Annotated in this window: 20 protein-coding genes; 9 read left to right on the plus strand and 11 right to left on the minus strand. The window is 66.8% G+C overall.

Going from position 1 to position 22,902, the window contains the following annotated elements; translation table 11 throughout:
• Window positions 1–38: 38 nt before the first annotated feature.
• Window positions 39–1,256, minus strand: coding sequence for a multidrug efflux RND transporter periplasmic adaptor subunit CeoA (gene ceoA, locus ACP26O_RS21215; RefSeq protein WP_105830484.1), 1,218 nt, complete (start codon window positions 1,254–1,256; stop codon window positions 39–41).
• Window positions 1,257–1,287: 31 nt separating this feature from the next.
• On the minus strand, window positions 1,288–2,148 hold the full coding sequence (locus tag ACP26O_RS21220; RefSeq protein ID WP_011659656.1) for an alpha/beta hydrolase: 861 nt from the start codon (window positions 2,146–2,148) through the stop codon (window positions 1,288–1,290).
• Between the two features lie 170 nt (window positions 2,149–2,318).
• Between ACP26O_RS21220 and ceoR the strand changes: the two genes are divergently transcribed.
• Window positions 2,319–3,323: a putative multidrug efflux transcriptional regulator CeoR gene (gene ceoR, locus ACP26O_RS21225; protein WP_006750356.1), complete on the plus strand. Its 1,005-nt coding sequence runs from the start codon at window positions 2,319–2,321 to the stop codon at window positions 3,321–3,323.
• 41 nt (window positions 3,324–3,364) lie between these two features.
• Here the strand turns inward: ceoR and ACP26O_RS21230 are convergent, their stop codons facing one another.
• Window positions 3,365–4,321 (minus strand): hypothetical protein, encoded by a 957-nt coding sequence (locus tag ACP26O_RS21230; protein ID WP_175666457.1) that lies wholly within the window; start codon window positions 4,319–4,321, stop codon window positions 3,365–3,367.
• Window positions 4,293–4,610 (minus strand): H-NS family nucleoid-associated regulatory protein, encoded by a 318-nt coding sequence (locus tag ACP26O_RS21235; RefSeq protein WP_011659658.1) that lies wholly within the window; start codon window positions 4,608–4,610, stop codon window positions 4,293–4,295. The genes ACP26O_RS21230 and ACP26O_RS21235 overlap by 29 nt, the downstream gene beginning before the upstream one ends.
• A 252-nt stretch (window positions 4,611–4,862) precedes the next feature.
• Between ACP26O_RS21235 and ACP26O_RS21240 the strand changes: the two genes are divergently transcribed.
• Both ACP26O_RS21240 and ACP26O_RS21245 read left to right on the plus strand, forming a co-directional pair.
• Window positions 4,863–5,549, plus strand: a complete 687-nt coding sequence (locus tag ACP26O_RS21240) for a response regulator transcription factor (RefSeq protein WP_175666456.1) — start codon at window positions 4,863–4,865, stop codon at window positions 5,547–5,549.
• A 321-nt stretch (window positions 5,550–5,870) separates the two neighbouring features.
• Window positions 5,871–6,167: a DUF4148 domain-containing protein gene (locus ACP26O_RS21245; RefSeq protein WP_175666455.1), complete on the plus strand. Its 297-nt coding sequence runs from the start codon at window positions 5,871–5,873 to the stop codon at window positions 6,165–6,167.
• A gap of 236 nt (window positions 6,168–6,403) precedes the next feature.
• Here ACP26O_RS21245 and ACP26O_RS21250 read toward each other — a convergent pair whose 3' ends face one another.
• Both ACP26O_RS21250 and selD read right to left on the minus strand, forming a co-directional pair.
• A complete protein-coding gene (locus ACP26O_RS21250) occupies window positions 6,404–7,483 on the minus strand; it encodes a purine-nucleoside phosphorylase (RefSeq protein WP_011659661.1) in 1,080 nt (359 codons plus the stop codon).
• 410 nt (window positions 7,484–7,893) lie between these two features.
• Window positions 7,894–8,958 carry a selenide, water dikinase SelD gene (gene selD / locus ACP26O_RS21255; protein WP_175666454.1) on the minus strand — a complete coding sequence of 355 codons (1,065 nt, stop codon included), beginning with the start codon at window positions 8,956–8,958 and terminating at the stop codon, window positions 7,894–7,896.
• 108 nt (window positions 8,959–9,066) lie between these two features.
• Here selD and ACP26O_RS21260 point away from each other — a divergent pair, with 108 nt between their 5' ends.
• Window positions 9,067–9,903, plus strand: a complete 837-nt coding sequence (locus tag ACP26O_RS21260; protein ID WP_175666453.1) for a DMT family transporter — start codon at window positions 9,067–9,069, stop codon at window positions 9,901–9,903.
• Between the two features lie 88 nt (window positions 9,904–9,991).
• Here ACP26O_RS21260 and ACP26O_RS21265 read toward each other — a convergent pair whose 3' ends face one another.
• Complete coding sequence (locus ACP26O_RS21265; protein WP_175666452.1) at window positions 9,992–11,500, minus strand: PLP-dependent aminotransferase family protein; 1,509 nt, start codon at window positions 11,498–11,500, stop codon at window positions 9,992–9,994.
• A gap of 119 nt (window positions 11,501–11,619) precedes the next feature.
• Here ACP26O_RS21265 and ACP26O_RS21270 point away from each other — a divergent pair, with 119 nt between their 5' ends.
• From ACP26O_RS21270 to ACP26O_RS21280, 3 genes are all read left to right on the plus strand, one after another.
• Complete coding sequence (locus tag ACP26O_RS21270) at window positions 11,620–12,909, plus strand: 4-aminobutyrate--2-oxoglutarate transaminase (RefSeq protein ID WP_175666451.1); 1,290 nt, start codon at window positions 11,620–11,622, stop codon at window positions 12,907–12,909.
• Between the two features lie 89 nt (window positions 12,910–12,998).
• Complete coding sequence (gabD, locus tag ACP26O_RS21275) at window positions 12,999–14,468, plus strand: NADP-dependent succinate-semialdehyde dehydrogenase (RefSeq protein ID WP_011659667.1); 1,470 nt, start codon at window positions 12,999–13,001, stop codon at window positions 14,466–14,468.
• Window positions 14,469–14,825: 357 nt separating this feature from the next.
• Complete coding sequence (locus tag ACP26O_RS21280; protein WP_175666450.1) at window positions 14,826–15,758, plus strand: hypothetical protein; 933 nt, start codon at window positions 14,826–14,828, stop codon at window positions 15,756–15,758.
• Between the two features lie 48 nt (window positions 15,759–15,806).
• On the opposite strand, the gene ACP26O_RS21285 is transcribed toward ACP26O_RS21280, so the two are convergent.
• Window positions 15,807–17,351, minus strand: coding sequence for a methyl-accepting chemotaxis protein (locus tag ACP26O_RS21285; protein WP_175666449.1), 1,545 nt, complete (start codon window positions 17,349–17,351; stop codon window positions 15,807–15,809).
• A 273-nt stretch (window positions 17,352–17,624) separates the two neighbouring features.
• Window positions 17,625–19,169 carry a methyl-accepting chemotaxis protein gene (locus ACP26O_RS21290; RefSeq protein ID WP_175666448.1) on the minus strand — a complete coding sequence of 515 codons (1,545 nt, stop codon included), beginning with the start codon at window positions 19,167–19,169 and terminating at the stop codon, window positions 17,625–17,627.
• A gap of 417 nt (window positions 19,170–19,586) precedes the next feature.
• Here ACP26O_RS21290 and ACP26O_RS21295 point away from each other — a divergent pair, with 417 nt between their 5' ends.
• Complete coding sequence (locus ACP26O_RS21295; protein ID WP_425101600.1) at window positions 19,587–20,066, plus strand: DUF523 domain-containing protein; 480 nt, start codon at window positions 19,587–19,589, stop codon at window positions 20,064–20,066.
• A gap of 99 nt (window positions 20,067–20,165) precedes the next feature.
• Here ACP26O_RS21295 and pcaF read toward each other — a convergent pair whose 3' ends face one another.
• Window positions 20,166–21,368: a 3-oxoadipyl-CoA thiolase gene (gene pcaF, locus ACP26O_RS21300; RefSeq protein ID WP_175666446.1), complete on the minus strand. Its 1,203-nt coding sequence runs from the start codon at window positions 21,366–21,368 to the stop codon at window positions 20,166–20,168.
• A gap of 227 nt (window positions 21,369–21,595) precedes the next feature.
• Here pcaF and ACP26O_RS21305 point away from each other — a divergent pair, with 227 nt between their 5' ends.
• On the plus strand, window positions 21,596–22,384 hold the full coding sequence (locus ACP26O_RS21305; protein WP_165753879.1) for an IclR family transcriptional regulator: 789 nt from the start codon (window positions 21,596–21,598) through the stop codon (window positions 22,382–22,384).
• Window positions 22,385–22,722: 338 nt separating this feature from the next.
• Here ACP26O_RS21305 and ACP26O_RS21310 read toward each other — a convergent pair whose 3' ends face one another.
• On the minus strand, window positions 22,723–22,791 hold the full coding sequence (locus ACP26O_RS21310) for a hypothetical protein (RefSeq protein ID WP_175666486.1): 69 nt from the start codon (window positions 22,789–22,791) through the stop codon (window positions 22,723–22,725).
• Between the last annotated feature and the right edge of the window lie 111 nt (window positions 22,792–22,902).

Raw genomic sequence — 22,902 nt, forward strand, 5'->3', positions numbered from 1 at the left:
TCTGTCTGGTTGAACGCGGAAGCGAAGCGGCGGGCCGCTTACGAATCCGCCTTCGCCGGTGCGGCCGGCTTCGCGGTGCTCGCGAGCGGCGCGGACGGCGCATCGCCGCCCGTCATCGGGACCATGTGCGGCTTCACCTGCTCGCCGGGTCGTACGCGCTGCGTGCCGTTCACGATCACGCGGTCGCCGGCGGAAAGCCCGCTCACGATGACGCGCCGGTTGCCGTGCTGCATCCCCTGCTGCACTTCGCGATACGACACGCGGCCCTGCTGGTCGACGACGAACACGAACTTCTTGTCCTGGTCCGTGTTGATCGCCGCGTCGTCCACGAGCAGCGCCTGGTGCGGCGCGCTGCCGCCCACCTTCACGCGCGCGTAAAGGCCGGGCACGAGCGCACCGTCGGCATTGTCGAAGCGTGCGCGCACGCGGATCGTTCCGGACGACGTGTCGAGCCGGTTGTCGACCGAATCGATCTCGCCGCTGCGCGAGTAGCCGGTTTCGTTCGCGAGACCGAGCTCGACCGGCACCTTGCGGCCGTTGCGCGCGCCGTTGATGTATTGCAGATAGGTCTGCTCGTCCGCGTCGAACGATGCGTAGATCGGCGACACCGACACCAGCGTCGTCAGCGGGGCGGCCGACGCGCCGGCCGACACGACGTTGCCGAGCGTGATTTCCGCGCGCGACACGCGGCCTGCGACCGGCGCCGTGATCCGCGTATAGCCGAGGTTGATGCGTGCCGTTTCCAGCGCGGCTTCGGCGGCCTTCAGGTTCGCGCTCGCCTCGCGCGCGGCGTTCTGCTTCTCGTCGTAGTCGCGCTTCGCGATCGCGTTGTCGCCGATCAGCCGCTGCGCGCGCTGCCAGTCGCTCTGCGCGTAGCCGTTGCGTGCCTGCGCGCCGGCGAGCTGTGCCGCGGCACGGTCGACTTCCGCCTGGTAGGGGCGCGGATCGATCACGAACAGCACGTCGCCTTTCTTCACGAGCGCGCCGTCCTTGAAGTTCACCGCGACGATCGTGCCCGACACCTGCGGGCGCACGTCGACTTTCTCGACCGCCTCGAGGCGGCCCGAATAGCTTTGCCAGTCGGTGACGGTCTGCGGCACGACGGTCGCGACGTCGACTTCGGGCAGCGGCGCCGCCGCCTTTTCGGGCGCGTTCGCGCTCACGCGCATCGCGCCGAACGTGCCGAGGCCGACGACGGCGAGCGTCACGATCGCCGCGGTGGCGATTCGGGAACGGGAGGTGCGTAGGATGGCCATGTGGATCTCCAGTAAGCGTGGATTGGTCTGGTTATTCGGAACGGTTCGGCTGGCGCGCCTGGAAGCGGCACTGGAAGAAGCGCACGGCTTCCTCGAGCGCGGCTTCGTGCGTCGCGAGCGCCGCGTGCGTGACGTCCGGGTAGCGGATCACCTGCGTGAGCACGCCCGACGAAATCAGGCAGCCCGCATATTTCTCCGCTTCGACGTGCAGCACGTCGTTCTGCGCGGTGACGACGAGCGTCGGCGGCAGGCCCGCGAGGCGCACCGATTCGAGCGGCGCCGCATACGGGTGCATGCGCTGCGCCGCCTGCGGCAGATAGGCGCGATAACAGGCCGCGCATTCGCGCGCGGTGATGTCGGATGACAGGCGTTCGGCGTCGCCGATGCGCGTCATGCTCGGGTCGAGCATCGGCCCGAACAGCGCCTGCGCGGCGATCGACACTTCGCCGCGATCGCGCGCGATGAACGCGAGACAGTTGGCGAGCTGGCCGCCCGCGTCATGGCCCGCGACGCCGATCTTCTTCGGATTGCCGCCGAACGCTCGGGCGCGGGTCGCGGCCCACACGGCGGCGCGATACGCATCCTCCGGCGCGGCCGGAAAGGGAAAGGCCGGCGCGAGCGAATAATCGACCGACACTACGAGAGCTGGTAAGCGTTCTGCTAAAAAGCGCGCGGCGAAGTCGGCGTCGTCGAGCGAGCCGCGCACGAAACCGCCGCCGTGGAAGTAAAGCACTACCGGCAGTCCGGTCTTGTCCGCGCGCCGATAGAGGCGCAGCGAGATGTCCTGCGCGTAGCCGGGGATTTCCACCTCCGCGACCGTCAGTGCCGCGCCGGCTCTGGCTTCGGCGGGCAATGCGGCTTTCAGGAATTTGCTGAATTCAGAAGCGTCCATGACGATGCAGGATCCATTTCGAGATGGAACGAATTCTGGGTCCGGCAGACATCGGGATAAATGCCTATAATCCGGCAACACAATTCAACACCCCCGAACAATCCCAGGCTGCGTTTACCCATGAGGTAGCGCAGCCTTGTTGTTCCGGTCATAAGATTGCGGAGGTTGTGATGGACCGGCTTCAGGCCATGCAGGTGTTTACTCGCGTCGTCGATACAAGCAGCTTCACCAAGGCAGCAGAAACGCTCGGCCTGCCGCGGGCGTCCGTCACGACGATCATCCAGAATCTGGAAGCTTTCCTCGGCGTGCGCCTGATGCACCGGACCACGCGCCGGCTGTCGCTCACGCCGGACGGCGCCGCGTACTACGAAAGGTGCGTGCGGATCCTCGCCGATGTCGAGGAAACCGAAGCAAGCTTCCAGGCGAACAATCGCAAGCCGCACGGAAAGTTGCGTATCGACATGCCGGGCTCGATCGGGCGGCTGCTCGTGATCCCGTCCCTATGCGAATTCCATACGCGCTATCCGGACATCGATCTGCAGCTCGGCCTGTCCGACCGGCCGGTCGACCTGCTGCAGGAAGGCGTCGACTGCGTGATCCGCGTCGGTGCGCTGCAGGACTCGTCGCTCGTCGCACGCCGCGTCGGCCTGTTCGAGTGCGTTTCGGTCGCGGCGCCCGCGTATCTGGAGAAGTACGGCGAACCGCAGACGATCGAGGATCTGAGCGATCACAAGGCCGTCAATTACTTCTCGAGCCGCACGGGCCGTACGATCGACTGGACGTTCCTGACCGACGGCAAGGAAGTCGAGGTCAAGATGAACGCGATCGTGTCGGTCAACGACGCCGACGCGTACGTGACGTGCGGGCTCGAAGGTTTCGGGCTGATCCAGCCGCCGCTGTTCATGGTGCTGCCGCACCTGCGCGACGGCCGGCTCAAGGAAGTGCTGCCCGGCCTGAAGCCGCTGCCGATGCCGATCTCGGTCGTGTATCCGCACAGCCGGCACCTGTCGCCGAAGGTGCGCGTGTTCGTCGACTGGATCGCCGAAGTGTTTGACCGCTGCCCGCTGCTGAGCGGCAAGGGCAGCCTCGACGCGACGTGCAGCAAGCGCACGTTCGAGGAAGCAGAGCGCGCGCCGGTGCTCGACACGCCGGTCATCAACGAGTGGGTCGCGTAAAGGGCAAACGCGGGGCAAGCGCTCCGCTTGCCCTTTACGCTTCATCCGCACGCGCCCCGGCCTGACGAGCGCGCGGCGCGGCCGGACCGCCTCACCACCCGCGCGAGCGCCCTCGCCGTGCCGACGCGTTGCCCGCGCACCTGCCGTCCACAGTGACGTTCGACCACGCCGATCTGGTTGCTGAGGAACGCGATGGTCTGCTCGATCCCGCCGCGTACGCTCGGGTGGCATCGAGCCAGAAGCTGGTATTCCGCCATCAGCGTGCGCGCGAGTTGCCGCCGGCGCTGCACCAGCGCCTGGACATGCTGCAGTTGCGGGTCGGCAAGCGGCTCGGCAAACCGGGCGCTCGACGGCGCGTCATCGAGTATGCACGCCAGTTCCGTCATCATGCGCGCATGGGCCCCTTTCCCCTCGAGCGGCAGGTCGAGCGAGCGCGCGATGAACGCGCGGGCCTGATGCAGGTGAACGACCGCCACGGGCAAGCGTGCGGCCAGCAACGCGCACGCCGCTGCGCACTCATAGCCACCGGCCGATTCCACCACCACGAGCGCCGGTGACCACTCGGCAATCGCATCGGTCAACGATTCGATGCCGAACGTCTCGTTCCGGTAGCCGAACACGAGCCGCATCGACGAAGCGCACACTTCGATGATCTCGCGCGTCACGCCGACGCCGACACAAATGCGCTCAGGCATGAGGTCCCCGCCGTCCGGCTGGTTCACGTCCGCGATCATCGACGCCCCCTTCCCATGCGCCGGGGGCAGCAACCGGGGTGACCATTTCGAGAACTGATATAATGAAACTGTAATCTCGAATGGAACCGGTTCCATTTTCGCTCCGGTTCCGTCGATCGTGCGGCCGTTCTCCGCCCCCGTGCGTTGGATTGCCAACGATTCGCGGCCGCATCGACCCGGCAAGCGGCGCGGGCACCCTCGATGGCCATTCGATGTTTTTTTATCGACTTCACGATCAGGATTCCTCATCTTCAGGTTGCTCATGCGATTCCGAGTCGATCAGAAACCGGTCTCGATCCTGACCGCGCAACCATACCGGTTCCCGCCCCACTCCCGACCAGGCCTGCCCCGTTTCCGGGTTGAAGTATTTCACCCGTCGCCGCTTCCCCGGCGCACCGCTCTGGGCGGGAAACACGTCCTTGACGCCAAATCCGAATTCCTCGATGCACTGCCGGATTTCGAGCAACACCATCGTCGCAATCGCGAGTCGCTCCCGAACCAGTTGCTCCTCGAGCAGCGCCTTCTTTTCCATGAACGACTTGTACACCAGCATGACCATCCTCCCCGAGCAACTCCTCCAGAATCCCATTGATTTGGATTACTAAAATACTACGACACTCGATCCGAAGCTTCCATGTTCATGGCCGCTGCGTTCAGAATTGTTGACAATTTCCCGAATCGGACCCATGCGAACATGCGCCGCGGATCGCCGGCCGACATTCGGCGCCAAGCCGGGCGCGAATCCGCGCTATCCGCGTTGCGTCCGGCTCGATATCACCACACGCGACAAATAGGTGCACCCACCATGCACGTTCTATATCTCGAGGACGACACGACGTATGTCGAACTCATCAATTCGATACTGGGAGAGGCGGGACACAGCGTGCATTCCGTCGCCAACGGCCATGAGGCGATCCGCCATCTCGAACGCACGGTCGTCGATCTGCTGATCCTGGACTGGGAGGTACCGGGCCTGTCCGGCTTCGAAGTGCTCAAATGGGCACGCGAGCGGATCGGCGGCACGCTGCCGATCCTGTTCCTGACGATCCGCGCGCACGAAAACGAGGTTTTTTCCGCGATCACGGCGGGCGCCGACGACTACATGATCAAGCCGATCAATCGTTTCGAATTGCTGGCGCGCATCAACGCATTGCTGCGCCGCGCCTATCAGGGCGGCGATATCCAGCAGGACGTGCTGGACATCGGCATCTACCGGATCGATACGAAAGCGCGCGAGATATGGGTGAACGGCACCCCGGTCAAGCTGACGCCGCGCGAATTCGAACTCGCGGTCCTGCTGTTTCGCCATTTCGGCCGCATCATGCCTCGCGAAGCGCTGATCCGTTCGCTATGGGGACGCGACATGGCCGGCGCGTCCCGCAGCCTCGACACGCACATCTACCGACTGCGCACGAAACTCGCGCTTCAACCGTCGAACGGCGTGCGTCTCAGCGCGGTCTACACGCTCGGCTACCGGATCGAAGCGGTCTGACGCGCGAGCATTCGATGCGCGGCACAGAAGAGACCTTTGCGCCGGCAAGGACAATCGCATCAGCCCACGCGCGATACGCGTCGCACCGCTGTCGCCCTTGCGGCATGGGGCTGCGGGGCGCGGTTCGCCGCCCTGATGGCCGTGTGGAATGCGATTGTTCCGCGCTGACGACAATTCAATTCGCGGCAGTGCCATTTATCGCAACCCGGCGGACACCTAGAGTAAACCCTGTCGCGCACCTCGTTGCGCATCGAACAGCCCCGCTTGACGGGACCGGAGCCAGCGCCCGCGCGCCACTCCGACCAACACAGGAGTTACGTCATGAACCGCCGCCATCTTCTTTCCGCGCTCGCCCTCGCACTCGCCGTGTCCGCACCGGCCTTCGCCGATACGAACACCCCGCAAGCCGGCGATTACGGCACCGCGTCGTCGTACACGCAACACAACAATGGTCCGCGCACCCGCGCCGAAGTCAGCGCGGAGGTCGCGCAGGCACGCCGCGACGGCACGCTGGCCTGGCTGCGCAAGGCGAATTCGTATCCGCAAGGGCTCGAACTCGCGCAAGGCCCGTATCGCTCGATGCCGGAAAGCAACCAGCTCGCAGGCGGGGGCCGGTAAACGTGCAACGCCGCGCAGCGGATGATCCGGTGCGCGGCGTCGTGACATCGCTGTCGAACACGCGATGAGTGAGTCAATTAGCTAGTCAGTTGCAGGAGCCTGTGATGAACGATCAACTTCCTTCGCCGCTCGATCATTGGGACGACACCACGCCGGTCTGGACGCCGTTCCGTTCGGCGCCGCAGTCGTCGCACTGACCGCCACGCCGACGTCTCGCTGATGCCGTCGTGCTGCCGTCAACGACGCGGCACGCCGTCACGCCACTCGCCCCAGTGCGTGACGATGTCCTGGACGAGCGGATTGCCCGCGCGGTACAGGTTCTCGGTCGCCGGCGCGAAGCCGCCCTGGTCCGCGTAGTTCAGCAGGTTGTCCGCACTCGTCTGCCCCGCATACGGCCGGTCGAAGTCGGACCCCGTGCGCAGCACCGCGACGCGCGACAGGTCGACCCGCTTCACGCTCGCCGCGCGCTTGAGCGCTTCAAACGTCGCGTTGTCTTCCTGCGCGGTCATGCAGTAGGTGCCCTTGCCGTCGGTCAGGATCTTCGTCCACTGGCGCGCGCGCTCGCCGATCAGCGTGCCCGAGAACCACGTGTTACCCGATGACGTGTCGCACTGGATCACCGTCGGCGGCCGGTTCGCCGGCGCGTACGTGAACTTCGCGCGCGCGGCCTGGGCCTGCGCGCTGTCGGCGAGCACGACGTTGCGCGACAGCGCATACGCGGCGTCGGTCAGCTGCGGATTGAGCTGGAACACTTCGGTGCGGTAGTCGAGCGGCGGCTTGTCGTTCGGACTCTTCGTGTTGATGCCGAGAAAGCCCGTGTTCCAGCCGGCCGGAATCTCGCGCGCATCGAGCTCCCACTGCAGGCTGAAATCGACCAGGTATTTCGACCATGCGGCGGAGCCGACCGTGCCTTGCGCGGGGTCGACGCCCGCGATGCCCGAGATCAGGAAATACGTGCGGCGCAGGTCGAAGCGCTGCGAGAACGTGAGCGCCATGATCGTCGCCGACGCGTTCGCATAGCCCATGCCGGTCGTGACCACGCACACGTCCTGCTTGTTGCAGTGGACATTCGGGTAGTCGGGCGACAGGCCGGGCACGGCGATGTCGCGCCACGGGCCGATGCGGTCGAGCCACGCCTGGCCCTCCGGACCGAACATCGTGATGATCATGACCTTGACCGGGCGGCCCTGTGCACCGGTTTCGGCGAATGCGGCGTTGCCCGCGTTGTTGCCGGGGTTGTCCTGCGCGATCGACGGCGCGGTCGCACAGGCCGCGAGCGAGAAGGCGGCGGCGGAAAGGATGGAGCGAGTCAGCATCGGCGTTCCTTGTTTCGGGATGTTGGGTGAGAACGGCTGTCGGAGACTGCGCGACGAGTATAGAACGCGCCTGAGCGATGCGGAACCCGACTACGAAACGGCGGGCGGTGCTGCGGTGCCGGTGCGATGCGCGTGCAACGCGCGAGCAACGCATGACGGCATGCGTCGGAATTCGCGCGCAATTGCGCTGCAATCGACGTCCGCTGCACGAAACAAACTCAGGAATACTATGCGGTTTATCGACACGCCGGCGGCCGTGTTTGCACAACCGCCACCCCTAGCAGCGCAACGGGCCCGACCGACAGCGCGATCGTCAGCCCGAACAGGAAATCGTTCACCGGTCCTCGATGCCTTCGACGGAAGGCATCGATTCTAGCCACGCCAAAATGATCCGCGGTGTGAATGCGGCGTCAGGCAACGTCGACGCGCGAAGGCCCGTCCACCATCTCGCCGATCACGGCCGCGCGGTCGAAACCGTCGGCGCGGAAGCAGGCGAGCACGTCATCCACCGCTTCCGGCGCACACGCGACCAGCAGCCCGCCCGACGTCTGCGGATCGGTCAGCAGCGCCTGCGCGACGGGCGGCAGCCCGTCGGCGAGCCGGACATCGGTGCCGTACGCGGCCCAGTTGCGCCCCGACGCACCGGTGAACACGCCGTCGGCGACGAACGCCTCGACGCCCGCGAGCCACGGCAGCGACGCGTAATGCACGCGGGCGGTGAGGTTCGCGCCGCGGGCGAGCTCGAGCGTGTGGCCAAGCAGCCCGAAGCCCGTGACGTCGGTCAGCGCGTGCACGCCCGGCAGCGCGGCGAGCTCGGCGCCCGGCCGGTTCAGCTTGGTGGTGGTGGCGACCATCTGCGCGTAGCCCGCGGCATCGAGCTGGTTCTTCTTCAGCGCGGCCGACAGCACGCCGACGCCGAGCGGCTTGCCGAGCACGAGCACGTCGCCCGCGCGCGCGGCCGCGTTGCGCTTCACGCGCGACGGATGCACGACGCCGATCGCCGCGAGTCCGTAGATCGGCTCGACCGAATCGATCGAATGGCCGCCCGCGACCGGAATGCCGGCCTCCGCGCACACCGATTCACCGCCGCGCAGGATCGCCGCGATCGTCTCGTGCGGCAGCACGTTGATCGGCATCCCGACCAGCGCGAGCGCGAGAATCGGCTTGCCGCCCATCGCGTACACGTCCGACAGCGCGTTGGTCGCCGCGATGCGGCCGAAGTCGAACGGATCGTCGACGATCGGCATGAAGAAGTCGGTCGTCGCGACGATCGCCTGCTCGTCGTTCAGCCGGTAGACGGCCGCGTCGTCGGAGGTCTCGGTGCCGACCAGCAGATCCGGAAACAGCGCCGGCGGCGTCGCCCGCTTCAGCAGCTCGGACAGCACGCCCGGCGCGATCTTGCAGCCGCAGCCGCCCCCGTGCGACAGGCTCGTGAGGCGCGGAACGGCGGGCTGGGTAAGGGTGGCTTCGGTCATCGTCGGCATCCGGTGAATAACAACGTTCCATTATCGACAATTCCGCGCGAGCGCGCCCGATACCCACATAATTGACGGCGCCCGCCGCTCCCGCCCCCATCTTCGTTCATGGATCACCTCTTCATCGGCCTCGTGCTGTGCTCCGCGCTGCTGCATGCGATCTGGAATGCGTTCCTGCACGTCAGCGAGGACCGGCTCGTGCAACTCGGCACGATGTCGCTGCCGTATCTCGCATTCGGCGCGGCGGGCGCCGCGCTGCTGCCCGCGCCGGCGCCCGCCGCGTGGCCGTACATCGCCGCGTCGGCCGCGCTCGAGGTCGCCTACTGTTTCACGCTCGCGCGTGCATACCGCCACGGCGAGTTCGGCCAGATCTATCCGATCGCGCGCGGGATCTCGCCGCTGCTCGTGTCGGTGCTCGCGCTGGCGGCGCTGCGCGAGCAGCCGACCCCGTTCGGCTTCGCGGGTATCGCGCTGGTGTCGTTCGGCATCATGTCGCTCGCGCTGCGGCGCGGCTTCAGGTTCTCCGGGGAAGGCGTGCCGTATGCGCTGCTCACCGGCGTGTTCATTGCCGCGTATTCGATCTGCGACGGCGTCGGCTCGCGCGTGTCCGGCAGCGCGCTCGGCTACATCGCGTGGGTGTACCTGCTGTGGAGCGTGCCGCAGCTCGTGCTGGTCTGCGCGCTGCGCGGCGGCCCGCGCGCGGTGCTCGGTTCGCGCACCGCGCTCACGCAGGGCGCGATCGCCGGCACGATCTCGCTCGCTGCGTACGGCATCGTGATCCTCGCGTACCGGCACCTGCCGGTCGCGACGGTGTCGGCGCTGCGCGAGACGAGCTCGATCTTCGCGGTCGCGATCGGCTGGTTCGTGATGCGCGAGCGGCCCGGCGCGCAGCGGCTCGCCGCATGCGCGCTGGTGGTCGCGGGCGCGGCGCTGATCCGGCTTTGAGCGAGCGCAGGCGCGCCGCGCAACGCATGCGCCGGCCGCGTCTCGACATCCTGCACCACACCGCGACAGTGCCGTCGCACCGCCCCCGTCAAGCCGGTGCAACGACCTCGCCGAACGCCCGCTCGTCGATCGCCTCGGCGAGCGTCGCGAACGCCGTCGCGATTTCGTCTTCCGGCACGCACGCATAGCCGAGCAGCAACCCCGACGCCGCGCGTTCGCGATCCGCGTAATAGCCGGACAGCGGCCGCACGACGATATTGCGTTCGAGCGCGGCCTGCGCGACCGCGCGATCGTCGACGCCATCGGGCAATTGCGTGACGAGATGCAGCCCGGCGTCGCTGCCGAGTGCGTGCAGCGTATCGCCGTAGCGGCGCGCGACCGCATCGAGCAGCACCTCGCGGCGCTGCCCGTACAGCGTGCGCATCTTGCGGATATGCGACACGAAGTGCCCTTCCGCGATGAACTCGGCGAGCACGGCCTGCTGCAGCAGCTGACCCTCGCGGTACAGCTCGGCGCTCGCGGTCGCGAAGCTTTCCGCGAGCGGCTCCGGCGCGACCAGATAGCCGACCCGCAGCCCCGGGAACAGCGTCTTGCCGAAACTGCCGACGTAGATCACCTGCCCGGCCGTATCGAGCCCCTGCAGCGACGCGAGCGGCCGGCTGCCATAGCGGAATTCGCTGTCGTAGTCGTCCTCGATGATCCAGCAGCCGTGCTGGCGCGCGTATTCGAGCAGCATCCGCCGCCGCGCGAGGCTCATCACCATCCCGAGCGGATACTGGTGCGACGGCGTGACGAGCATCAGCTTCGGCGGCTCGGCCAGATCGGCGGCCGATGGCGCGATCCCCTCGTCGTCGACCGGAATCGGCCGCGTGGTCAGCCCCGACACGTTCAGCACGCTGCGCACGCCCCAGTAGCACGGATCCTCGGTCCAGATGGCGTCGCCCGGATCGGTCAGCAGCCGCACCGCGAGGTCGATCGACTGGTGGATGCCGGTCGTGATCACGATCTGCTCGGGCGTGCAGCGCACCGAGCGCGACGTGCGCAGGTAGTCGGCCAGCGCCTCGCGCAACAGCGCGAGCCCGCCGCCCGGCGCGTAGGTCAGCAGGTCCGGGCGCAGGCGCCGCCAGTACTTGTTGTGCAGCCGCGTCCACACGCGCGCCGGAAAGCGCGACACATCGGGCACGCCCGGCATGAACGCGCCGCCCTGGCGCTTCGACACGCCCGCGCCTTCGACGAGCCGCGTGCCGCGCACGGACAGCCGCCGCGCCGACGATGGCACCACCGCCGGGCCCGCGGCCGGATCGGGCGGTGCGCCGACGATCTCGTCCGGCGCGCTGTCGGCGACGAAGGTGCCGCGCCCCGTGGCCGAGTTCACATAGCCTTCGAGCGCAAGCTGTTCGTAAACCTGCGTGACCGTGTTGCGGGCGATCCCGAGCTCGGCCGCGAGCAGCCGCGACGACGGCACGCGCGTGCCGGCCGGCAGTTCGCGCGACAGGATCGCCTGCTGCAGCAGCCGATGCAGCTGTCGGTAGATCGGCTGTTCGCCGCCACGCACGAGGCGCTGCGCCAGCCAGTCCGACAACACGCTTGCGCGCATGATTGGCTCCTGATTATTTATTGAAATGGCTCTGATTGTCAGAGCCAAATGTGATTATAGTCGCCTCCATGGGCTGCCAACGCGGCCGATTTTTATCCCACCGGACAGACATCAAGGAGATGACCGTGAAGAATGCCGACCTGCAGGCCCGCAAGAACGCCGCCACCCCGCGCGGCGTCGGCGTGATGTGTGATTTCTACGCAGCCCGCGCCGAGAATGCGGAGCTGTGGGATGTCGAAGGCCGCCGCTTCATCGATTTCGCCGCCGGCATCGCGGTGCTGAACACGGGCCATCGCCACCCGAAGATCGTCAAGGCGATCACGGAGCAACTGAACAGCTTCACGCACACCGCTTACCAGATCGTCCCGTACGCGTCGTACGTCGAGCTGGCCGAGAAGATCAACGAACGCGCGCCGGGCGACTTCCCGAAAAAGACGGCCTTCTTCACGACCGGCGCCGAAGCCGTCGAAAACGCGATCAAGATCGCACGCGCCGCGACCGGCCGTCCGGGTGTCATCGCGTTCTCGGGCGGCTTCCACGGCCGCACGATGATGGGCATGGCGCTGACCGGCAAGGTCGCCCCGTACAAGCTGAACTTCGGCCCGTTCCCGGGCGACGTGTTCCACGCCCCGTACCCGAACGCGCTGCACGGCGTGAGCACGGCCGACTCGATCAAGGCGATCGAGATGCTGTTCAAGGCCGACATCGATCCGAAGCGCGTCGCCGCGATCATCTTCGAACCGGTCCAGGGCGAAGGCGGTTTCTACGCGGCGCCGGCCGAGTTCGTGCGCGCGCTGCGCAAGATCTGTAACGAACACGGCATCCTGCTGATCGCCGACGAAGTGCAAACGGGCTTCGCCCGCACCGGCAAGCTGTTCGCGATGCAGCACTACGACGTGCTGGCCGATCTGATCACGATGGCGAAGAGCCTCGCGGGCGGCATGCCGCTGTCGGGCGTCGTCGGCCGTGCCGACGTGATGGATGCGGCGGCTCCCGGCGGCCTCGGCGGCACCTACGCGGGCAACCCGCTGGCGGTCGCATCGGCGCACGCGGTGCTCGAGATCATCGACGAAGAGAAACTGTGCGAGCGCGCGACGCAACTCGGCGACGTGCTGAAGGCGAAGCTGAATGCGCTGCAGGCCGACGTGCCGCAGATCGCCGACGTGCGCGGCCCGGGCGCGATGGTCGCGGTCGAGTTCCTGAAGCCGGGTTCGGGCGAGCCGGACGCCGACTTCACGAAGCGCGTGCAGGCGCGTGCGCTCGAGCGCGGGCTGCTGCTGCTCGTATGCGGCGTGTACTCGAACGTCGTGCGCTTCCTGTTCCCGCTGACCATTCCGCAGGCCGTGTTCGACGAAGCGCTCGTGATCCTCGAGGAAGTGCTGAAGGAGACGGTCGGCGTGCCGGCCTGAGCTCCCGCCCTCTTCAATTGATTGCGCCGCCGCCGTCTTCATGACGGCGGCGGCCGTTTCATCCGTCTTTTTCAAAGCAGGCTATTCATATGAGCACGGTTCAGGAAACCCTGGCACTGAAAGACCCGTCGCTGTTCCGCCAGCAGGCGTACGTCAACGGCGAATGGCAAGGCGCGGCGAACGGCGAGTCGTTCGAAGTCCGCAACCCGGCGACCGGCGGCCTGCTCGGCACCGTGCCGGCGATGGGCACGGCCGAGACGCGTCACGCGATCGACGCCGCGAACGCCGCATGGCCGGCGTGGCGCAAGAAGACCGCGAAGGAGCGCGCGGCGATCCTGCGCAAGTGGCACGACCTGATGATGGAAAACGCCGACGACCTCGCGCTGATCCTGACCACCGAGCAGGGCAAGTCGCTGGCCGAGGCGAAGGGCGAGATCGGCTACGCGGCATCGTTCCTCGAGTGGTTCGCGGAAGAAGGCAAGCGCGTGTACGGCGACACGATCCCGACGCCGGCGAGCGACAAGCGCATCGTCGTGACGAAGGAAGCGATCGGCGTGTGCGCGGCGATCACGCCGTGGAACTTCCCGGCGGCGATGATCACCCGCAAGGTCGGCCCGGCGCTCGCGGCAGGCTGCCCGATCGTCGTGAAGCCGGCCGAGGCGACGCCGTTCTCCGCGCTCGCGATGGCCGTGCTGGCCGAGCGCGCGGGCGTGCCGGCCGGCGTGTTCAGCGTCGTCACGGGCGACCCGAAGGCGATCGGCGGCGAGCTGACGTCGAACCCGATCGTGCGCAAGCTGTCGTTCACCGGCTCGACGCCGGTCGGCCGCCTGCTGATGGCGCAATGCGCGGCGACGGTCAAGAAGGTGTCGCTGGAGCTCGGCGGCAACGCGCCGTTCATCGTGTTCGACGATGCCGATCTCGATGCGGCCGTGCAGGGCGCGATCGCGTCGAAGTACCGCAACAGCGGCCAGACGTGCGTGTGCACGAACCGCTTCTACGTGCACGAAGCCGTGTACGACCAGTTCGCGCAGAAGCTCGCGGCGGCGGTCGGCCAGTTGAAGGTTGGGCGCGGCACGGAGCCGGGCGTCACACAGGGTCCGCTGATCAACGAAGCGGCCGTGCTGAAGGTCGAGGCGCACATCGAGGACGCACTCGCGAAGGGCGCGACCGTCGTGACGGGCGGCAAGCGCCATGCGCTCGGCCACGGCTTCTTCGAGCCGACCGTGCTGACGGGCGTCACGCCGGCGATGAAGGTCGCGAAGGAAGAGACGTTCGGGCCGCTCGCGCCGCTGTTCAAGTTCAGCAGCGACGACGAGGTGATCCGCCTCGCGAACGACACCGAGTTCGGCCTGGCCGCCTACTTCTTCAGTCGCGACATCGGCCGCGTGTGGAAGGTCGCCGAAGCGCTCGAATACGGGATGGTCGGCGTGAACACGGGCCTGATCTCGAACGAAGTCGCGCCGTTCGGCGGCGTCAAGCAGTCGGGCCTCGGCCGCGAAGGCTCGCACTACGGCATCGACGACTACGTCGTGATCAAGTACCTCTGCCTGGCTGTTTGATGGTTCGTGGCCTGTCGCGTTCGTGACAGGCCCTGACCGCCCGGCCGGAACCGGGCGGTCACGACGCGGGCCGGTACCCCTCTCCGCCGTGTCCGCGTCGCCTCCTTCCCGCGTGCGTTGTCGCCATGCTTCATGTGTGCGATATCAATCCCGCGTCGGCCGAACGTCATACCGTTCGGCAATTTCGTCCAAGTCCGATTTCTCGTTGCGCCGCCACCCGCTAGATTGAGCGTTCCACCCCGCTCCGGTTTGCCCGCGCATGAACACTTCTCCCGTCCGCCCGACCCGCGTCCTCTCCGCTCTGCGTCCTACCGCCCGCCCGGGCGTCGTCGTGACTTGCACGCACGGAGCCCGCGCATGATCGCGAGAGCGTCCGGTCCCGCGAGAAAGCCCGGCGGCACGAGCAATCACCAGCCGTTCAACATCGTCTACGACGGGCCCGCGCTCGGCGAGCACCGGATGGACGTGCGCGACCTCGCGCCGGTGCTGCTCGCGATCGCCGACCTGTTCTCATGTGCGAACAAGGAACTCAATGGCGAACACTCCGAGGTGCGTCTCGAAGTCAGGGGCAGCTTCAAGGCCGGCTCGTTCCACGCCGAACTGATCTTCGTGCAGTCGCTCGCGAGCCAGATCCGCGATCTGTTCGCGGGGCCGAGCGCCAATGCGTTCAGCAACGCGCTGGCGATCCTCGCTGCACTGGGGATCGTCGGAGGCGGCGGCCTCATCGGCCTCATCCGCACGCTGCGCGGACGCAAACCGCACCGCACCGAGCCGGACGGAACGAACGTCAGGATCTGGATCTCGGAGCACGAATGCTTCGTCGTCGATGAACCCATCGTCCGGCTGTATCGGAACCGGGCCATTCGCGTGAACCTGCAGAAAGTGCTGTCGCCACTCGAACGCGACGGCATCGACCGCTTCGGCATCGTGCGCGACGACACCGTCGAATTGTCGATCGAGCGCGACGAACTCGATACGTTCGCGAGCAGCGACGATCCCGGCGAAGTAGTCACCGACACGATCGCGCTCAAGATGCTGAAGCTCGAATCCGTCGTGTTCAAGGACGGCAACAAATGGCGCGTGCACGACGGCACGTCGGCGTTCTTTGCCGCACTGGACGACGAGCAGTTCATCGCGAAGGTCGATGCCGGCGAGCGCTTCGGCAAGGGCGACGTGCTGATCGTCGATCTGCGTCAAACGCAGATCATCACCGACGAAGGGCTTCGCAATGAATACCGGATCGTCAAGGTTCGCGAGCACCGTGCGCCGCTGCAACCGGCGCTGATTTGATTCCTGCCGTGGGGTGAGGTATGCGCGGGGTGCGCCCGCGCCCCGCTTTCACCGAAACACGTTCACCGCATCCACCAGCCGCGTCGCCTGCTGCTTGAGGCTTTCCGACGCCGCCGTGCTTTGCTCGACCAGCGCGGCGTTCTGCTGCGTGATGTTGTCCAGATGCACGACCGCCTGGTCGACCTGCGCGACGCCGGTGCTCTGCTCGGCCGTCGACGAACTGATTTCCGCGATCAGGTCCGACACGCGTTTCACCTGCGTGACGATGTCCTCCATCGTCTTGCCGGCGCCATCAACGATGCGTGCGCCGGATTCGACCCGGTCGACGCTCGCGCCAATCAGCGTCTTGATTTCCTTCGCCGCGTTCGCGCTGCGCTGCGCGAGCGCCCGCACCTCGCCCGCGACCACCGCGAAACCGCGTCCCTGATCGCCCGCGCGCGCCGCTTCGACCGCCGCGTTCAGCGCGAGAATGTTGGTCTGGAACGCGATCCCGTCGATCACGCCGATGATGTCGGAAATCTTGCGCGAACTCGCCGTGATGTCGTTCATCGTCGCGACGACTTCGCTCACCGCCTGCCCGCCGCGCTCGGCCGCGTCGCTCGCGGACACCGACAACTGGTTCGCCTGCAGCGCCGTCTCCGCATTGCTCGACACCGTGGCCGTCATCTCGGCCATCGATGCGGCCGTCTGCTGCACGCTGGTCGACGCCTGTTCGGTACGCGCGCTCAGGTCGTTGTTGCCCTGGGCGATCTCGTTGCTCGCGCGCTGCACGTTGTGCACCTGCTCGCTGACGTCGTCGACGAGCCAGCGGAACATCAGCCCGAGCTGGTTGATCGTGCGCAGCGTCATCCCGATCTCGTCGACGCGGTTCATCGCGACGCCGGTGCGGCTCTCGCCGGTCGCGACGCGCAACGCCTGATCGCGCAACTGCATCAGCGGTCGCGCGATCTGTGCGTCGAGCCACAGCCCGGCGGCCACCGACACGCCGGCCGTCGCCGCCGCAAACACGGCCAGCCCGCCACCGGTCAGCCCGCAGGCCCAGCCTGCACCGACGACGGCCGGCGCGAGCACGCACAGCGTCGAATGCAGCCGCGCCCGTACCGATATCGTCTGGAACAGCGACGCGACGCGCATCAGCCCGGTCCGGACGATCAAGCCCTTGTGGAAACGACGGTTGCCAGCCTTGCCTTCGCGGAACGCGCGATACAGCGCGTCGGCCGCCGCGATCTCGTCGCGCGACGCCTTCGTGCGCACCGACATGTAGCCCGTCGGCTGCCCGTTGCGCATCACCGGCACCGTATTCGAGCGCACCCAGTAATGATCGCCGTTCTTGCGGCGGTTCTTCACGAGTGCGGTCCACGGTTCACCGTTCTTCAGCGTCGCCCACATGTCGGCGAACGCCTCCTTCGGCATGTCCGGGTGCCGCACGACGTTGTGCGGCTGACCTTCGATCTCCTCGGGGGAAAATCCGCTGACCTGAATGAACGCGGCGTTCGCGTACTTGATGTAACTGTCCGCGTCGGTGGTCGACATCAGCGTCGCGTCGTCGGGAAATTCGAATTCGCGTTGCGTGACAGGCTGGTTATTGCGCATGGTGTGGAGTTCCGGGTTGCGGATCTTGCGTCCGCTTGTGGATGGGATCGAGACCGTACGCAGCGCGGTCGGCCCGCATGCGTTCGGTCACACTCCTGCGCTTTCGGCAAATCTGACGAAAACATTATGCCGGGCACGGGTAAATATGCATTAGATTTGCATCATCTTGATTCAGCCGAACACTTTGTTTATACGTGAATCAAAAAATCCATTTTTATCCGATACCCATTCGAATCTCGTCAAATCGGAAACCCGGAGATTCGCCGCCGACGATTACCGAAACACGTTCACCGCATCCACCAGCCGCGTCGCCTGCTGCTTGAGGCTTTCCGACGCCGCCGCGCTTTGCTCGACCAGCGCCGCGTTCTGCTGCGTGATGTTGTCCAGATGCACGACCGCCTGGTCGACCTGCGCGACGCCGGTGCTCTGCTCGGCCGTCGACGAGCTGATTTCCGCGATCAGGTCCGACACGCGCTTCACCTGCGTGACGATGTCCTCCATCGTCCTGCCCGCATCGTCGACCCGCCGGGCACCCGACTCGACCCGGTCGACGCTCGCGCCGATCAGCGTCTTGATTTCCTTCGCTGCGTTCGCGCTGCGCTGCGCGAGCGCCCGCACCTCGCCGGCGACCACCGCGAAACCGCGCCCCTGTTCGCCCGCGCGTGCCGCTTCGACCGCCGCGTTCAGCGCGAGGATGTTGGTCTGGAACGCGATCCCGTCGATCACGCCGATGATGTCGGCGATCTTGCGCGAGCTCTCGGTGATATCACGCATCGTCGTGACGACCTCGCTCACCGCCTGCCCGCCGCGCTCGGCCGCATCGCTCGCGGACACCGCGAAGCGGTTCGCCTGCAGCGCGGTCTCCGCATTGCTGTCGACGGTGGCCGTCATCTCGGCCATCGACGCGGCGGTCTCCTGCACGCTCGACGCGGCCTGTTCGGTGCGTGCGCTCAGGTCGTTGTTGCCCTGCGCGATCTCGTTGCTCGCGCGCTGCACGTTGTGCACCTGCTCGCTGACGTCGTCGACGAGCCAGCGGAACATCAGCCCGAGCTGGTTGATCGTGCGCAGCGTCATGCCGATCTCGTCGACGCGATTCATCCGCACGCCGCGCCGGCTTTCGCCGGTCGCGACGTTCAGCGCCTGGTCGTGCAGCTGCTTCAGCGGACGCACGATCTGCGCGTCGAGCCACAGCCCGGCGGCAACCGACACGCCGGCCGCCGCGGCCGCAAACACGGCCAGCCCGCCGCCATTCAACCCGCAGGCCCAGCCTGCGCCGACGACGGCCGGCGCCAGCACGCACAGCGCCGCATGAACGCGCGCGCGCACCGACATCGTTTGCGGCAGCGACGCGATGCGCAGCAGCCCGGTCCTGACGATCAAGCCCTTGTGGAAGCGGCGCTGGCCCGCCTTGCCTTCGCTGAACGCGCGATACAGCGGGTCGACGGCCGCGACCTCGTCGCGCGGCGCACGGGTGCGCACCGACATATAGCCGTGCGGCGCGCCGTTGCGCATCACGGGCACCGCGTTCGCGCGCACCCAGTAATGGTCGCCGTTCTTGCGGCGATTCTTCACGAGCGCGGTCCACGGTTCGCCGTTCTTCAGCGTCGCCCACATGTCGGCGAACGCCTCCTTCGGCATGTCCGGGTGCCGCACGACGTTGTGCGGCTGGCCGACGAGTTCGTCGGTCGAGAAGCCGCTCACGTGCGCGAACGTCGTGTTAGCGTACGTGATGATGCTGTCGGCATCGGTGGTCGACATCAGCGTGACGTCGTCGGGGAATTCGAATTCTTGTTGGGTGACAGGCTGGTTGTTGCGCATGCAGGGCTCCGAAAGGCGGATCCGGGCACAGGATCCGCGCGGCGCGAAAATCACGCTCAGTAGCCGAAAAACGGTTTATCGCTTCACGACGGTCTCCTCTAACTGTCGGCAATTTCCGGAAAAACCTTAATCCGCACACGCGTAAAATATCGAATTTGGCCTTCAGGATGATTTCGATCAAATAATCCCGTGATAAACACCCCCGGCGCTTTGCGGGATGCAATCCGATTGCGTTATGGGATAGCGTCAAACGACGCACCAATTCAGGTAATCGTTGCGCGCATCGAAACGATTCAGCCTGATCGGCTTCATTCAACCGGCATTCTCGAACGCGTATTCCCATTCGCCCGATACACACGGAGAACGACCTTGCAGAACCCGCCGCGGCCGCAGGCCACGCCGAAGATCCTCGTCAGCATGTGCGTGCTCGGTCACCCCGTCCGATACAACGGCTCGGCGAAGACCGCCGCGCACGAAACGCTCGCACGGTGGCAACGCGAAGGGCGTCTGGTGCCCGTGTGTCCGGAGCTCGCAGGGGGAATGAGCGTGCCGCGTCCGCCCGCCGAAATCGCGAACGGCGAATCGGGGCAACGCGTTCTGGCGGGTGCCGCGCGCATCGTCGACGTGCACGGTACCGACGTGACGGCGCAGTTCGTCGACGGTGCGCAAACCGCGCTCGCGCTGGCACGCGCGCACGATTGCCGCTTCGCGATCCTGGCGGACGGAAGTCCATCGTGCGGAAGCCGTTTCATTTACGACGGGAGTTTTGCGGGCCGGCGGCTTGCCGCTGACGGCGTGACGGCGGCGCTGCTGCGCCAGCATGGCGTGGAGGTATTCGCGGACACCGAGATCGACGCGCTCGCCGCGCGCCTCGCGCAACCATCGCCCGCTGAATGACGATGTGGCCGGCACGAAGATCGCGCGCGGCCACATCGTTCGAAAAGGAAACACGGTGAAGCGGCGTGCATGCCGCGCGCGCTTCACCGCATCACGCGATCACACGCGTTCGATCGCGATCGCGATGCCCTGGCCGACGCCGATGCACATCGTGCACAGCGCGAAGCGGCCGTTGGTGCGATGCAGCTGGTACATCGCGGTCGTGACCAGACGCGCGCCCGACGCGCCGAGCGGATGACCGAGCGCGATCGCGCCGCCGTTCGGGTTCACGCGAGGGTCGTCGTCGGCGACGCCGAGCATGCGCAGCACCGCGAGACCCTGCGACGCGAACGCTTCGTTCAGCTCGATCACGTCGAACTGGTCGATCGTCATCCCGAGCCGCGCGAGCAGTTTCTGCGTGGCCGGCGCGGGGCCGATGCCCATCACGCGCGGCGCGACGCCGGCCGTCGCGATGCCGAGCACGCGGGCGCGCGGCGTCAGGCCGAAGCGCTTCGCGGTAGCCTCGTTCGCGAGCAGTAGCGCCGCGGCGCCGTCGTTCACGCCCGACGCGTTGCCGGCCGTCACCGAGCCGTCCGGACGCACGACGCCCTTCAGTTTCGCGAGCGCTTCGAGCGACGTTTCGCGCGGATGCTCGTCACGCGAAAAGACGACCGGATCGCCCTTCTTCTGCGGAATCGTGACCGATACGATTTCCTCGGCGAGCGTGCCGTCCTGTTGCGCACGCGCAGCCTTCTGCTGGCTGCGCAGCGCGAACAGATCCTGATCGGCGCGGCTGATGTTGTAGTCGACCGCGACATTCTCGCCCGTCTCCGGCATCGAATCCACGCCATGCAGCTGTTTCATCAGCGGATTGACGAAACGCCAGCCGATCGTCGTGTCGTAGATGTCAGCCTGGCGCGCGAACGCGCTGGCGGCCTTGCCCATCACGAACGGCGCGCGCGTCATGCTTTCGACGCCGCCGGCCACCATCAGCGCGGCCTCGCCCGACTTGATCGCGCGCGCGGCCACGCCGACCGCGTCCATCCCGGAACCGCACAGGCGGTTGATCGTCGAACCCGGCACGCCCTCCGGCAGGCCCGCGAGCAGCGCGGACATGCGCGCGACGTTGCGGTTGTCCTCGCCGGCCTGGTTCGCGCAGCCGTAGATCACGTCGTCGATCGCCGTCCAGTCGACGTCGCGGTTGCGCTCGACGAGCGCCTTGAGCGGCGCCGCGCCGAGGTCGTCGGCGCGCACGCCGGACAGCGCGCCGCCGTAACGGCCGATCGGGGTACGAATCGCATCACACAGAAAAGCTTCGGTCATCAGTGTCTCCGGTCTCATGCAAAGCAGGGAAGTGAATGAAACGCGCCCCTTGCATTGCCCGCCGGGATGCGCTTAAATGTTCTCTATACGAACATAAGATCGTGTATCGAACGTTCAACGCATCATAGGGAGTGCGGGGACGACCTGTCAAGCGCCCGGTCGGCGGGGCGGTTGGCGTGTCAGGCCCCATGCGCTATCTTCTCGGCTGCACGACAATCCGACCGTTCATGACAACCGAAGACATCCAGACGAAACCCGGCGACTCCTATGTGCAGTCGTTCGCGCGCGGCCTCGCGGTGATCCGCGCGTTCGACGCCCAGCGCCCGGAGCAGACGCTCACCGAGGTCGCCTCGGCCACCGGGCTGACCCGCGCGGGCGCGCGCCGGATCCTGCTGACGCTGCAGACGCTCGGCTACGTCGAGGCCGACGGCCGGCTGTTCCGGCTCACGCCGAAGATCCTCGAGCTCGGCTTCGCGTACCTCACGTCGATGCCGTTCTGGAATCTCGCCGATCCGGTGATGGAGCAATTGTCCGCGCAGATCCACGAAAGCTGCTCGGCCGCCGTGCTCGACCGCACCGAGATCGTCTACGTGCTGCGCGTGCCGACCCGCAAGATCATGACGATCAACCTGTCGATCGGCAGCCGCCTGCCCGCGTACTGCACGTCGATGGGCCGCGTGCTGCTGTCCGCGCTCGACGACGCGGCGCTCGACGAAACGCTCGCGCAGAGCAACATCCGCGCGCACACGCCCCGCACGATCACCGACATCGGCGAGTTGAAGGCGACGATCGCGCAGGCGCGCCAGCAAGGCTGGGCCGTGGTCGACCAGGAACTGGAAGTGGGCCTGATGTCGATTTCCGCGCCGATCCGCAACCGGCGCGGGCAGGTGATCGCCGCGATGAACATCAGCGGCAACGCGCAGCGGCATACCGCGAAGCAGATGGTGAAGGAGTTTCTCGGGCCGCTGCAGCAGGCCGCGCAGACGGTGTCGGAGCTGGTCGCACGGCGCGGGTGAGTGGGCCTGGTGCGTGTGGGACGCTTCCCCCGAAGCCGGGGCGCCGCGGTGGGCTGCCTCGATTGTCGTGTCGCGATACGACGATGCACGCGTAAAAAGACGGGCGGCATGCGCCGCCCGCTCAACTCTCTGACTCTATTGCAACGTCCTTCTCACGGAGGGCGGAGCGAACTCCGCACCCACCAATTTAGTGACGCGGCAAAGCCCGGTCAATTTGACTAGAACGAAATTGCACGGCCCCTTTCGGTCAGCGTGCCGGCCGGCCGCTCACGCGCTTAGCAACATCCCCTTGCGCACCGGCACCACCCCGGTCATGCGGCCGAGCGGCGCGCCGGCCGTCACGAAGCGGATCGCGCGCCGCATGTAGAACACGCCGTCGGTGCTGCTCGATACCGTCGTGATCGCATCGGTCAGCGGATCGACGATGTCGAACAGCGGGTCGCCCGCGCGAATCGTCGCGCCGATCGCCGACCAGCGAACGCGAAACCCTCGCCCTCCGGCTGGCCCCGCTCACCGCC

Source organism: Burkholderia sp. R-40, assembly GCF_049942845.1.
GTDB classification, from domain to species: domain Bacteria; phylum Pseudomonadota; class Gammaproteobacteria; order Burkholderiales; family Burkholderiaceae; genus Burkholderia; species Burkholderia ambifaria.